The sequence below is a fragment of the Streptomyces sp. NPDC126499 genome (assembly GCF_040302485.1).
In the GTDB taxonomy this organism is placed as follows: Bacteria; Actinomycetota; Actinomycetes; order Streptomycetales; family Streptomycetaceae; genus Streptomyces.
In genome coordinates this window covers 26,764-39,250 of sequence record NZ_JBEOUO010000006.1, presented here as the reverse complement: position 1 = coordinate 39,250, position 12,487 = coordinate 26,764, and the positions used below count along the sequence as shown (strand labels likewise).

Genomic DNA, 12,487 nt, shown 5'->3' with positions numbered 1-12,487 from the left:
GAGGATCACTCCTATGACCGCCAACGCGAACGTCCGCCCGGGGAGCGACGAGCCGTCGGCCGACGCGGCCGGACCCGTCGATCCGAGCCGCGCCGTCGCCGTCGTCGGCACGGGCACCATGGGCCAGGGCATCGCCCAGGTCGCCCTGCTCGCGGGCCACCCCGTGCGGCTCTACGACAGCGCCCCCGGCCGGGCCGCCGAGGCCGTGGACGCCGTCGCGGGCCGCCTGGACCGGCTCGTCGAGAAGGGCCGGCTGGACGCGGCGGAGCGGGACGCCGCGCTGGCGCGGCTGCACGCGGCGGACGCGCTCGCCGAGCTCGCCGACGCCGCCCTGGTCGTCGAGGCGATCGTCGAACGGCTCCCCGTGAAGCAGCAGCTCTTCGCGGACCTCGAGGACGTCGTGGGCGCGGACACCGTCCTCGCCACCAACACGTCCTCGCTGTCCGTCACCGCCATCGCGGGAGGGCTGCGGCTGCCGGGCCGCTTCGTCGGCCTGCACTTCTTCAACCCGGCGCCGCTGCTGCCGCTGGTCGAGGTCGTCAGCGGCTTCGCCACCGACCCGGCGACCGCCACGCGCGCGTACGAGACGGCCAGGCGCTGGGGCAAGACGCCGGTGCGCTGCACCGACACCCCCGGCTTCATCGTGAACCGGATCGCCCGCCCGTTCTACGCGGAGGCCCTGCGGGTCTACGAGGAGGGCGTCGCCGACCCCGCGACGATCGACGCGGCCCTGCGCGAGTCCGGCGGCTTCCGGATGGGCCCCTTCGAGCTGACCGACCTCATCGGCCAGGACGTCAACGAGGCCGTGACCCGGTCCGTGTGGGACTCCTTCCACCAGGACCCCAAGTTCACGCCGTCGCTCGCGCAGCGCCGGCTCGTCGAGTCGGGACGGCTCGGCCGCAAGTCGGGGCAGGGCTGGTTCTCGTACGCGGAAGGCGCCGGGCGGCCCGAGCCGCACACCGCGGCCCCGGCCAAGGCCCCCGAGCGGATCACCGTCCGCGGCGACCTCGGACCGGCCGAGCAGCTGGTCGGGCTCTTCGAGGAGGCCGGCATCGGCGTCGCGCGCGAGGAGGGCGAGACCGGCGGCATCGAGCTGCCGGGCGGCGCCCTGCTCCGCCTCGCGGACGGCAGGACCTCCTTCGAACGCCCCGCGGAGAAGATCGTCCACTTCGACCTGGCGCTCGACTACGCGGCGGCGGGCCGGATCGTCGTCTCGGCCCGTGAGGGCATCCCGGACGAGGCACTCGCCGAGGCGGTGGGTCTCTTCCAGGCGCTGGGCAAGCAGGTCTCCGTCATCGGGGACGTGCCCGGCATGATCGTGGCCCGTACGGTCGCGATGCTGGTGGACCTCGCGGCCGACGCCGTCGAACGGGGCGTCGCCACCGCGGAGGACGTCGACACCGCGATGCGGCTCGGGGTCAACTACCCGGCCGGCCCGCTGGAGTGGGGCGAGAAGGCCGGTTTCCGGCGGCTCTGCTCCCTGCTGCTGCAGATGCACAAGCGGTACCCGACCGGGCGATACGCGCCGAGCGTCGCCCTCGCGCGCCGGGGCTACGCCGAGCCGGCCGAGGAGACCAGATGACCACCGCGCGACGCGACACGTACACGCCCGAGACGCTGCTCCAGGTGGCCGTCCGGGTCTTCAACGAGCGCGGCTACGACGGCACCTCCATGGAGCACCTGTCCAAGGCGGCGGGGATCTCCAAGTCGTCGATCTACCACCACGTGTCCGGCAAGGAGGAGCTGCTGCGGCGGGCCGTCAGCCGGGCGCTCGACGGGCTCTTCGCGATCCTGGACGAGCCGGCCGCCGGGCGCGGCCGGGCGATCGAGCGGGTCGAGTACGTGACCCGGCGCACCGTCGACGTGCTGATCGCCGAGCTGCCGTACGTGACGCTGCTATTGCGCGTGCGGGGCAACACGACGACCGAGCGGTGGGCCCTGGAGCGGCGCCGCGAGTTCGACCACCGGGTGGCCGATCTCCTGAAGGCCGCGGCGGCCGACGGCGACCTGCGGGCGGACGTGGACATCCGGCTCGCCACCCGGCTGCTCTTCGGCATGATCAACTCGCTGGTGGAGTGGTACCGGCCGCATCCCGACGCCACGACGGACCGGGACCAGTTGGCGGACACCGTCGTCCACCTCGCCTTCGACGGGCTGCGCACGGCCCGCTGAGCCGGTTCGTCGCGGCAAGGAGCCCGGCCGGGGCGACCCCGGCCGGGCTCTGGCGTTCTCCGTCAGCCCCGTCAGCCCCCTCAGCCCCGTCGGGCCGTCAGCCGCGGCGGTCCGGGTCCGGGTCGAGGTCGGTCTCCTCGAAGACGAGCAGGGTGCGGGTGGACAGGACCTCCGGGATGGACTGGAGCCGGGTGAGCACCAGCTCGCGCAGGGTCCGGTTGTCCGGGGTGTGGACGAGCAGCAGGACGTCGAAATCGCCGCTGACCAGGGCGATGTGCGCGGCGCCCGGCAGGGCCTGGAGCTGTTCGCGCACCGTGCGCCACGAGTTCTGGACGATCTTGAGCGTGATGTAGGCGGAGGCGCCGTGGCCCGCGCGCTCGTGGTTGACGCGGGCGCCGAAGCCCCGGATCACCCCGTCGTCGATGAGACGGTTGATCCGCGCGTACGCGTTGGCGCGCGACACATGGACCCGCTCGGCCACCGAACGCACCGAGGCCCGTCCGTCGGCCTGGAGCAGCCGCAGGATGTCACGGTCGATGGCGTCCAGCGGGCGGGCCGGCGGCATCGGCGAGACCATGGCAGGGCCGGGCGGCGACCCCGCCGGGCGGGCGGCGCCCGGGGGCGCGTTCAGGGGCGTGTTCAACGGCTCGGTGTCCGCCTGCTCCTCGACGTCGGCCATTTGTTCATCCGCCATGTCCCCCCGCCTTTCTCCCGTGGACGACCTGCATCCATCCCAGGCTGTGGAGAACCGTTTGTCCACAGGCTGGAGGCGCCTGTAGCCAAAATGCCTCCACGACCGAACAATCGGTAGGTGAGGCGCGCCACATTCCGCGCCACCCGCCTTCGGGTCTTATGCCCGCTCCCACGAGGAGGTGGACTCGTTGCAACAGCGCAGTTCGACAGTCCAAGAGCCCCCCGGTGCCGCCCGTGCCTACCGGCCCACTCCGCCCCCGGCATGGCAGCCGCGCACCGATCCCGCCCCGCTGCTGCCGGAGCCCGAGCCGCTGCGCGTGCTCGGCACGGACGCGGTGGCCGACGCCGACCCGGAGCTGCTGCGCCGGCTCTACCGGGAGCTCGTCCGGGGCCGTCGGTACAACGCGCAGGCGACCGCCCTCACCAAGCAGGGCCGGCTCGCCGTCTACCCCTCCACGACCGGCCAGGAGGCCTGCGAGGTCGCCGCCGCGCTGGCCCTGGAGGAGCGGGACTGGCTCTTCCCCTCCTACCGCGACACGCTGGCGGCCGTCGCCCGTGGCGTCGACCCGGTGCAGGCCCTGACCCTGCTGCGCGGCGACTGGCACACCGGCTACGACCCGCACGAGCACCGCGTGGCGCCGCTGAGCACCCCGCTCGCCACCCAGCTCCCGCACGCCGTGGGCCTCGCGCACGCCGCCCGCCTGAAGGGCGACGACGTCGTCGCGCTCGCCATGGTCGGCGACGGCGGCACCAGCGAGGGCGACTTCCACGAGGCGCTGAACTTCGCCGCCGTGTGGCAGGCCCCCGTGGTCTTCCTCGTGCAGAACAACGGCTTCGCGATCTCCGTGCCGCTCGCCAAGCAGACCGCGGCCCCTTCCCTGGCCCACAAGGCCGTCGGCTACGGAATGCCCGGCCGGCTCGTCGACGGGAACGACGCCGTCGCCGTCCACCAGGTGCTCACCGAGGCCGTGGCCCGCGCCCGGCGCGGCGGCGGCCCCACCCTCGTCGAGGCCGTCACCTACCGGATCGACGCCCACACCAACGCCGACGACGCCACCCGCTACCGCGGCGAGGCCGAGGTCGAGACCTGGCGGGCGCACGACCCCATCCTGATCCTGGAGCGGGAGCTGACCGAGCGCGGACTGCTCGACGAGGACGGCCGCCGCGCGGCCGCCGAGGAAGCCGAGACGATGGCGGCCCGGCTGCGCGAGCGGATGAACGCCGACCCCGTGCTCGACCCGATGGACCTGTTCGCCCACGTGTACGCCGAGAAGACCGCGCAGCTGCGCGAGCAGGCGGCGCAGCTGCGGGCGGAGCTCGACGCCGAGAGCGAGGCGGGATGACCACCCACGCCACCGCGCGGCCGGCCGCCAAGGCCGCCGCCAAGCCCGCCACCATGGCGCAGGCGCTCCAGCGCGCCATGCGCGACGCGATGGCCGAGGACCCCACCGTCCACGTGATGGGAGAGGACGTCGGCACCCTCGGCGGCGTCTTCCGGGTCACCGACGGCCTCGCCAAGGAGTTCGGCGAGGACCGCTGCACCGACACGCCGCTGGCCGAGGCGGGCATCCTCGGCACGGCCGTCGGCATGGCCATGTACGGGCTTCGGCCGGTCGTGGAGATGCAGTTCGACGCCTTCGCCTACCCGGCGTTCGAGCAGCTGATCAGCCATGTCTCCCGGATGCGCAACCGCACCCGCGGCGCGATGCCGATGCCGATCACGGTCCGCGTGCCGTACGGCGGCGGCATCGGCGGCGTCGAGCACCACAGCGACTCCTCCGAGGCGTACTACATGGCGACGCCCGGTCTCCACGTCGTCACCCCGGCCACGGTCGAGGACGCCTACGGGCTGCTGCGCGCCGCCATCGCCTCCGACGACCCCGTCGTCTTCCTGGAGCCCAAGCGGCTGTACTGGTCGAAGGCCGACTGGTCGCCGGAGGCGCCGACCGCCGTCGAACCGATCGGGAAAGCGGTCGTGCGCCGCCGCGGCACCAGCGCCACCCTCATCACCTACGGCCCCTCCCTGCCGGTCTGCATGGAGGCCGCCGAGGCCGCCCAGGCGGAGGGCTGGGACCTGGAGGTCGTCGACCTGCGCTCGCTCGTGCCCTTCGACGACGAGACCGTCTGCGCGTCCGTGAAGCGCACCGGCCGGGCCGTCGTCGTGCACGAGTCGGCCGGATTCGGCGGCCCCGGCGGAGAGATCGCCGCCCGGGTCACCGAGCGCTGCTTCCACCACCTGGAGGCGCCGGTGCTGCGGGTCGCGGGCTTCGACATCCCCTACCCGCCGCCGATGCTGGAACGGCACCATCTGCCGGGCGTGGACCGGGTCCTCGACGCGGTCGCGCGTCTCCAGTGGGAGGCGGGCAGCTGATGGCCCAGGTGCTCGAATTCAAGCTGCCCGACCTCGGTGAGGGGCTCACCGAGGCCGAGATCGTGCGCTGGCTCGTCGACGTCGGCGACGTCGTCGCCATCGACCAGCCGGTCGTCGAGGTCGAGACGGCCAAGGCGATGGTGGAGGTGCCCTGCCCCTACGGAGGCGTGGTCACCGCCCGCTTCGGCGACGAGGGCACCGAACTGCCCGTCGGCGCCCCCCTTCTGACGGTCGCCGTCGGCGGCGCCGAGGATGGCGACGGCGCCTCCGCCTCCGCCGCCGGTTCCGCCTCCGGCGGTGCGCGGGGCTCCGACCGCGCGGCCGCCAGCGCCGGGAAGACCGGGGCGTCCGCGGAGTCCGCCGTGTCCTCGGAGTACTCGGGCAACGTGCTCGTCGGCTACGGCACCGCCGGGCCCGCCGCCCGGCGCCGCCGGGTGCGGCGCGACACGCCGACCGCCGCGCCCGTCACCGCGGCCGCGCCCGTCGCGGCTCCTCCCGCCGCGCCTGTGGGGCCGGTGCCCGTCATCTCGCCGCTGGTGCGCAAGCTGGCCCGGGACAAGGGACTCGACCTGCGGCAGGTCCGCGGCTCGGGACCCGACGGACTGATCCTGCGCGCGGACGTCGAGTCGGCCCTCGCCGCGCGGGAGCGGCCCGCCGCCGCGCCCGCGCCCGTGCCCGCCCCCGTCGCTACGGCGCCCGTCGCCACGGCGGCCGTCGGCGAGCGGGTGCCGTTGCGCGGGGTGCGCGGTGCCGTCGCCGACAAGCTCTCCCGCAGCCGTACGGAGATCCCGGACGCCACCTGCTGGGTCGACGCCGACGCGACCGAACTCATGGCCGCGCGGGCGGCGATGAACGCGGCGGGCGGACCGAAGATCTCCGTCCTCGCGCTGCTCGCCCGGATCTGCACCCACGCCCTGGCCCGCTTCCCGGAGCTCAACTCCACCGTCGACACGGCCGCGCGGGAGATCGTCCGACTGCCCTCCGTGCACCTCGGGTTCGCCGCGCAGACCGACCGCGGCCTGGTCGTGCCCGTGGTCAAGGACGCGGGCGGCCGCACGGCCGAGTCGCTGACCGCCGAGTTCGCCCGGCTCACGGAGGCGGCGCGGCAGGGGACGCTGACGCCGGCGGACCTCACCGGCGGCACGTTCACCCTGAACAACTACGGGGTGTTCGGGGTCGACGGCTCCACGCCGATCATCAACCACCCCGAGGCGGCCATGCTCGGCGTGGGACGGATCGTCCCCAAGCCGTGGGTCCACCACGGTGAGCTGGCGGTACGGCAGGTGGTCCAGCTCTCGCTCACCTTCGACCACCGGGTCTGCGACGGCGGGACGGCCGGCGGCTTCCTGCGCTACGTGGCGGACTGCGTCGAGAACCCGGCGGTGCTGCTGCGCACCCTGTGAACCGGCGGCGCCGTCGCGCCGACCGGTTCGGCAGGACTCCGCCGGGACGGACGCCGGCCGGGGCACGGGGCCCCGGCGGCACCCGGCGGCCTGGTCCGGGACCCAACCCCACGCCGGGTCCCGGACACGTTCGATCCGACCGGGCGGCCGCGCGACCGGACCTCTGGGCGACCTGACCTGGACCTCTGGGCAACCGGACCTCTGGGCGGCCGCCGCTCAGGGCGGCCGGTCCACCGGACGTGCGGCCCTCCGGTCGTGTTCCGGCGTCGGCGGCCCTCCGGTCGTGTTCCGCCCGTCTCCCTCCGTGAGACGGGCGGCCCCGCCCCGGGCCCGTCCGGAGGGGACGGACCATACTGCTGGGATGACGACCGCGTACGACGCCATCGTGCTCGCCGGCGGCGCCGCGCGGCGCCTCGGCGGTGCCGACAAGCCCGGAGTACGGGTCGGTGGACGCCCCCTGCTCGACCGGGTCCTCGAGGGTTGCCGCGACGCCCGCCGCACCATCGTCGTCGCCGAGCCCCGGGCCACCGCCCGCCCCGTCGAGTGGACCCGCGAAGATCCGCCCGGCGGCGGCCCCGTCGCCGCGCTCGCCGCCGGCCTGCGCCGCCTCACCACCGCGCCCGCGCCCCGCGGGGACGCCGAGGACACGGCGGAGACGGCTTCCACCGTCGCCGCCACCGCCGCCGCCGATGCCGATGTGGATGCCCACGCCGTCCTGCTCGTTCTCTCCGCCGACCTGCCGTTCTTCGACGGTGCGGCCGCGCGGCGGCTCGTGACGGCACTGGTGGCGCAGGCGGGGGCCGAGGTCGCACTCGCCGTCGATTCCGGCGGCCGGGAACAGCCCTTGGTCGCCGCGTATCGGATCGGGGCGCTGCGGCGGGAGCTGGCGCGGGTCGCCGCCGAGCGGGGAGGGCTCGAAGGGGCGCCGCTGCGGACGGTCACGGCGGGACTGCGCCGTGTCCGGGTCGGCGGGACGGCGGACGGGGAGGCGGCGTTCGACTGCGACACCTGGGAGGACATCGCCACGGCCCGTGCGCGGATCAGGGAGCATGGGAACGTGCTGGATGAATGGATCACCGCAGTCAAGGACGAACTGGGCATCGACCTGGACGTCGACACCGCCCTGCTGCTCGACCTCGCGCGGGACGCCGCGCACGGCGTCGCCCGGCCGGCGGCGCCGCTGACCACGTTCCTCGTCGGATACGCGGCGGCGAAGGCGGCCGGGGCGGACGGCGGCACGGAGGCGGTCGCCGAGGCCGCGGCGAAGGCCGCCGCGCTCGCGCAGCGCTGGGCCGCCGAGCAGGACGAGGCCGGATGACCGAGCAGGAACCCGTGCCCGACGACGGCGTGGACGACGCCCTCGCCCTCGTCGGCCGGCGCGGTACGGGCGGTGCGCCCCGGGAGGCCCACCGCGCCACGCCCTGGTCCGAGGCCCGGGCCGTCGCCGCGCGGGCCGGGGCGCGGGCCGTCGCCGCACGGCGGCCCGAGACGGTCCCGCTGGAGCGGGCGCTCGGCCGGGTGCTGGCCGAGCCGCTGCACGCGCTCACCGACCTGCCCTCCTTCGACACCTCCGCCATGGACGGCTGGGCGGTCGCGGGCCCCGGCCCCTGGCGGATCGATCCCGGCGGAGCCGTCCTCGCCGGGCATGCCGCCGCCTCGGTGCTCGCGGACGGAGAAGCGGTACGGATCGCCACCGGCGCCCGCGTGCCGTCCGGAGCGACCGCCGTCGTCCGCAGCGAGCACGCCCACGCCGACGCCGCCGGCCAGCTGCACGCCCGGCGGGAGGTCGTCCCCGGCCAGGACATCCGCCCCCGCGGCCAGGAGTGCCGCTCCGGTGACCGGCTGCTGCCCGCCGGGAGCACCGTCACGCCCGCTGTGCTCGGGCTCGCCGCCGCGGCGGGGTACGACGAGCTCACCGTGCACCCGTGCCCGCGCGTGGAGGTCCTCGTCCTCGGGGACGAGTTGCTCACCTCGGGCCTCCCGCACGAGGGCCTGATCCGCGACGCCCTCGGCCCGCTGCTCGGGCCTTGGCTGCGGGCGCTCGGCGCCGAGGTCGTCGGCACGCGCCGGATCGGCGACGACGCCGAGGCGCTGTACGCGGCGGTGACCGGCTCCGCCGCCGATGTGGTCGTCACCACGGGCGGTACGGCGGCCGGACCGGTCGACCACGTCCACCCGGTGCTCGCCAAGGCGGGTGCGGCCCTGCTCGTGGACGGGGTGAAGGTCCGCCCCGGCCACCCCATGCTCCTCGCGGAACTCGGCGCCCCCGGCGCCCCCGTCGCCCCGGACACCCCTAAGGCCCCCACCGCCTCCGGCACCCCGGCCCCCGGCACCGCTGCCGCCCCTGGCACCCCCGCCCCCGATGCCGCCAGGACCCCCGCCCCCGACACCGCCAGGACCCCCGCCCCCGGCGCCCCCGCCCCGCGCCATCTCGTCGGGCTGCCCGGCAATCCGCTGGCCGCCGTCTCCGGGCTCCTCACGCTCGCCGAGCCGTTGCTCGGCGCCCTCTCCGGACGGCCGGTCTCCGCGCCGTACCGCGTGGAGGTGCGCGAGGAGATCCACGGGCACCCGTACGACACCCGGCTCGTCCCGGTCGTCCGGCGCGGGGACGAGGCTGTGCCCCTGCACTACAACGGACCGGCGATGCTCCGGGGCGTCGCCGTCGCCGACGGCATGGCCGTGGTCCCGCCCGGCGGGGCCCGCCCGGGCCAGTCGCTGGACGTCCTCGGCCTTCCCTGGTCGGCCGCCCCCGGCCAGGCGCATCAGCTATCCCAGGTGCATCAGCCGCACGCGATGCATCAGGCTGGCCCGGTGGATCAGGGCGAGGACGAAGGAGTGTGTTTCACGTGAAACTGCCCAGCCGAGACGTGATGGCCCGGCAGGCGGAGGAGAAGCTGGAGACCTCCCGGATCCGACTGCCGCGCCGCGTGGTCGAGAACCCTCTGCGCCAGGTGGCCAAGCGCATCCTGATGGCGCTGGGCGTGATGGCCGTGACCGTCCTCCTCGTCTACCTGGACCGGGAGGGCTACCACGACAACGCCAACGAGACGCTCGACTTCCTCGACTGCGTCTACTACGCGACCGTCACCCTCTCCACCACCGGCTACGGCGACATCGTCCCGCACAGCGACTCGGCACGACTGGTGAACATCCTGCTGGTCACGCCGCTGCGCGTCCTGTTTCTGATCATCCTGGTCGGCACCACCCTCGAGGTCCTCACGGAGCGCACCCGGGAGGAGTTCCGACTCAACCGCTGGAGGTCCACCTTGCGCGACCACACCGTCATCGTCGGCTTCGGTACCAAGGGGCGTTCGGCGATCCAGACGCTGTGCGCGACCGGGCTGCGCAAGGACCAGATCGTCATCGTCGACCCCTCCAGCAAGGTGATCGAGGCGGCGAACTCCGACGGTTTCGTCGGTGTGATCGGTGACGCGACCCGCAGCGACGTGCTGCTGCGCGCCGAGGTGCAGAAGGCCCGTCAGATCGTGATCGCGACTCAGCGCGACGACACCGCCGTCCTGGTCACCCTGACGGCCCGCCAGCTCAACCGGGGCGCGAAGATCGTCGCCGCGGTCCGCGAGGAGGAGAACGCGCCGCTGCTGCGGCAGTCCGGCGCCGACGCCGTGATCACCAGCGCGAGCGCCGCCGGCCGGCTGCTCGGTCTTTCGGTGCTCAGCCCGAGCGCGGGCACCGTGATGGAGGACCTCATCCAGCAGGGCTCCGGGCTCGACCTGGTCGAACGGCCGGTGACCAAGGCCGAGGCGGGCCGGAGCGTGCGGGAGACCGACGACCTGGTGGTGAGCGTGCTGCGCGGCCACCGTCTGCTCAGCTACGACGATCCCGCGGCCAGCCCGCTCCAGCTGACCGACCGGGTGATCACGATCGTGCGCGCAGCGCCCGTCACCCCGCTCACCACGCCCACCGCCGACTAGGGCTTCCTTCGGGCAGGACCCGGAGGGGAGGCCCTGGTCAAGGTCCGGAGCCCGAGGGCCCTGGACCCGGGAGCGGTGCGGAGTAGCCTCGCCGACATGCATGCGATCACGATTCCCGAACCCGGCGGCCCCGACGCGCTGGTCTGGGCCGAGGTGCCCGACCCCGTTCCCGCCGAGGGCGAGGTTCTCGTCGAGGTGGTGGCGAGCGCCGTCAACCGTGCCGATCTGCTCCAGCGGCAGGGCTACTACGATCCGCCGCCGGGCAGCTCCCCGTACCCCGGCCTGGAGTGTTCGGGCCGGATCGTCGCGCTCGGTCCCGGAGTCACGGGCTGGTCGGTCGGTGACGAGGTGTGCGCGCTGCTGGTCGGCGGCGGTTACGCGCAGAAGGTCGCCGTGCCCGTGGGCCAGCTGCTGCCGCGGCCGGAGGGTGTGGACCTGGTGACGGCCGCGGCGCTGCCCGAGGTGGCCTGCACGGTGTGGTCGAACGTCTTCATGCTGGCGCACCTGCGGCCCGGCGAGACGCTGCTCGTGCACGGTGGCGGGAGCGGCATCGGCACCATGGCGATCCAGCTGGCCAAGGCGGTCGGCGCGCGGGTGGCGGTCACGGCCGGCGGTCCCGAGAAGCTGGCGCGCTGTGCCGAGTTGGGCGCCGACGTCCTCATCGACTACCGCGAGCAGGACTTCGTCGAGGAGCTCCACAAGGCGACGGACGGGGCCGGGGCGGACGTCATCCTCGACATCGTCGGCGCCAAGTACCTGGACCGGAACATCAAGGCCCTGGCCGTCAACGGCCGCCTGGTCGTGATCGGCCTCCAGGGCGGCGTCAAGGGCGAGCTGAACCTGGGCGCCCTGATGGCCAAGCGCGCCGCCGTGCTGGCCACCACGCTGCGCTCGCGCCCCCTGAACGAGAAGGCGGCGGTGGTCGCCGCGGTCCGCGAGCACGTGTGGCCGCTGGTCGGCGCGGGCACGGTGACGCCGGTCGTGGACCGCACCGTACCGATGGCCGACGCGGCCGAGGCCCACCGGGCCGTCGAGGCGAGCAACCACGTCGGCAAGGTGCTGCTGCTGGCACCGCAGGACTAACCGGCGCCCCGGAGAGGGAAGAAGCCCCGGAGACGGGAGACGCCCGGGAGAGGGAAGAAGCCCCGGAGAGGGAAGAAGCCCCGGACACGGCCGAGGGCCCGGCACCCGCGGACACACCGCGCGCGCCGGGCCCTCGCCCTGTGGACCTCGCCCCGGAGAACTCGGCCCGTGAACCCCTACAGATACGGCCCCGAGCCGACCGCCCGGCCCCGGCCCGGGCCCTGGTCGTCGTCATCGTCGTGCGCGACGCCCGGGGGCAGTGCGCGGCGCATCTGCTCCAACTGGGCGCGGGCGGCCATCTGCTGGGCGAACAGGGCCGTCTGGATGCCGTGGAAGAGGCCTTCGAGCCAGCCCACCAACTGGGCCTGCGCGATGCGCAGTTCCGCCTCGGAGGGAATGGCCTCGTCGGTGAACGGCAGGGAGAGCCGCTCCAGTTCCTCCACGAGCTCCGGGGCGAGCCCGTCCTCCAGCTCCTTCACCGAGCTGGCGTGGATCTCCTTGAGCCGTACGCGGCTGGCCTCGTCGAGAGGTGCCGCCCTGACTTCCTCCAGAAGCTGCTTGATCATGCTGCCGATGCGCATGACCTTCGCAGGCTGCTCGACCATTTCCGTCACCGGGACCTCGCGGGATTCGTCGTCACCCTGAGTGCCGCCGAGTGCCATCCCGTCCTGGCCCACGATGAGGACCTGGGGGCTCTCCTGCGACCTGTCATTCCTCGGCATCTCCATGCCGCCATTCTCTCGCACACATGCTTCCCCCCACGGTGTGCCCCTGGACGAGGGTGATCCACCCTCGTCCAGGGGCACGGTCCGGCAACGGAAGGCTCAGCCGGC

The 12,487-nt window shown here is 74.4% G+C and carries 11 protein-coding genes; 9 read left to right on the top strand and 2 right to left on the bottom strand.

Going from position 1 to position 12,487, the window contains the following annotated elements:
• Window positions 1–13: 13 nt before the first annotated feature.
• Together ABTZ91_RS10440 and ABTZ91_RS10435 are read left to right on the top strand one after the other, a co-directional pair.
• Window positions 14–1,582 (top strand): 3-hydroxyacyl-CoA dehydrogenase, encoded by a 1,569-nt coding sequence (locus tag ABTZ91_RS10440; RefSeq protein ID WP_407077933.1) that lies wholly within the window; start codon window positions 14–16, stop codon window positions 1,580–1,582.
• A complete protein-coding gene (locus ABTZ91_RS10435) occupies window positions 1,579–2,172 on the top strand; it encodes a TetR/AcrR family transcriptional regulator (protein ID WP_345486946.1) in 594 nt (197 codons plus the stop codon). The genes ABTZ91_RS10440 and ABTZ91_RS10435 overlap by 4 nt, the downstream gene beginning before the upstream one ends.
• A gap of 97 nt (window positions 2,173–2,269) precedes the next feature.
• Here ABTZ91_RS10435 and ABTZ91_RS10430 read toward each other — a convergent pair whose 3' ends face one another.
• Window positions 2,270–2,866, bottom strand: coding sequence for an Lrp/AsnC family transcriptional regulator (locus ABTZ91_RS10430; protein ID WP_352076744.1), 597 nt, complete (start codon window positions 2,864–2,866; stop codon window positions 2,270–2,272).
• Window positions 2,867–3,044: 178 nt separating this feature from the next.
• Here ABTZ91_RS10430 and pdhA point away from each other — a divergent pair, with 178 nt between their 5' ends.
• From pdhA to ABTZ91_RS10395, 7 genes are all read left to right on the top strand, one after another.
• Complete coding sequence (gene pdhA / locus ABTZ91_RS10425) at window positions 3,045–4,208, top strand: pyruvate dehydrogenase (acetyl-transferring) E1 component subunit alpha (protein ID WP_352076743.1); 1,164 nt, start codon at window positions 3,045–3,047, stop codon at window positions 4,206–4,208.
• Complete coding sequence (locus tag ABTZ91_RS10420) at window positions 4,205–5,236, top strand: alpha-ketoacid dehydrogenase subunit beta (protein ID WP_352076742.1); 1,032 nt, start codon at window positions 4,205–4,207, stop codon at window positions 5,234–5,236. Before pdhA ends, ABTZ91_RS10420 begins: the two co-directional genes overlap by 4 nt.
• Entirely contained in the window at window positions 5,236–6,639 is a 1,404-nt protein-coding gene (locus ABTZ91_RS10415) for a dihydrolipoamide acetyltransferase family protein (protein WP_352076741.1), read from the top strand. Before ABTZ91_RS10420 ends, ABTZ91_RS10415 begins: the two co-directional genes overlap by 1 nt.
• Before the next feature lie 361 nt (window positions 6,640–7,000).
• Entirely contained in the window at window positions 7,001–7,957 is a 957-nt protein-coding gene (locus ABTZ91_RS10410) for a DUF6457 domain-containing protein (protein ID WP_352076740.1), read from the top strand.
• Window positions 7,954–9,489: a molybdopterin-binding protein gene (locus ABTZ91_RS10405; protein WP_352076739.1), complete on the top strand. Its 1,536-nt coding sequence runs from the start codon at window positions 7,954–7,956 to the stop codon at window positions 9,487–9,489. Before ABTZ91_RS10410 ends, ABTZ91_RS10405 begins: the two co-directional genes overlap by 4 nt.
• A 20-nt stretch (window positions 9,490–9,509) precedes the next feature.
• A complete protein-coding gene (locus ABTZ91_RS10400; RefSeq protein ID WP_407077937.1) occupies window positions 9,510–10,571 on the top strand; it encodes a potassium channel family protein in 1,062 nt (353 codons plus the stop codon).
• A 96-nt stretch (window positions 10,572–10,667) separates the two neighbouring features.
• Complete coding sequence (locus ABTZ91_RS10395) at window positions 10,668–11,654, top strand: NAD(P)H-quinone oxidoreductase (protein ID WP_352076737.1); 987 nt, start codon at window positions 10,668–10,670, stop codon at window positions 11,652–11,654.
• A 176-nt stretch (window positions 11,655–11,830) separates the two neighbouring features.
• On the opposite strand, the gene ABTZ91_RS10390 is transcribed toward ABTZ91_RS10395, so the two are convergent.
• Window positions 11,831–12,382, bottom strand: a complete 552-nt coding sequence (locus ABTZ91_RS10390; RefSeq protein WP_352076736.1) for a bacterial proteasome activator family protein — start codon at window positions 12,380–12,382, stop codon at window positions 11,831–11,833.
• Window positions 12,383–12,487: the final 105 nt, after the last annotated feature.

What these genes read in the sequence shown, in the direction of transcription:
- ABTZ91_RS10440 (WP_407077933.1), top strand. Translation starts at nt 14, where the DNA reads ATGACCGCCAACGCGAACGTCCGCCCGGGGAGCGACGAGCCGTCGGCC.
- ABTZ91_RS10435 (WP_345486946.1), top strand. Translation starts at nt 1,579, where the DNA reads ATGACCACCGCGCGACGCGACACGTACACGCCCGAGACGCTGCTCCAG.
- ABTZ91_RS10430 (WP_352076744.1), bottom strand. Translation starts at nt 2,866, where the DNA reads ATGGCGGATGAACAAATGGCCGACGTCGAGGAGCAGGCGGACACCGAG.
- ABTZ91_RS10420 (WP_352076742.1), top strand. Translation starts at nt 4,205, where the DNA reads ATGACCACCCACGCCACCGCGCGGCCGGCCGCCAAGGCCGCCGCCAAG.
- ABTZ91_RS10415 (WP_352076741.1), top strand. Translation starts at nt 5,236, where the DNA reads ATGGCCCAGGTGCTCGAATTCAAGCTGCCCGACCTCGGTGAGGGGCTC.
- ABTZ91_RS10410 (WP_352076740.1), top strand. Translation starts at nt 7,001, where the DNA reads ATGACGACCGCGTACGACGCCATCGTGCTCGCCGGCGGCGCCGCGCGG.
- ABTZ91_RS10405 (WP_352076739.1), top strand. Translation starts at nt 7,954, where the DNA reads ATGACCGAGCAGGAACCCGTGCCCGACGACGGCGTGGACGACGCCCTC.
- ABTZ91_RS10400 (WP_407077937.1), top strand. Translation starts at nt 9,510, where the DNA reads ATGGCCCGGCAGGCGGAGGAGAAGCTGGAGACCTCCCGGATCCGACTG.
- ABTZ91_RS10395 (WP_352076737.1), top strand. Translation starts at nt 10,668, where the DNA reads ATGCATGCGATCACGATTCCCGAACCCGGCGGCCCCGACGCGCTGGTC.
- ABTZ91_RS10390 (WP_352076736.1), bottom strand. Translation starts at nt 12,382, where the DNA reads ATGGAGATGCCGAGGAATGACAGGTCGCAGGAGAGCCCCCAGGTCCTC.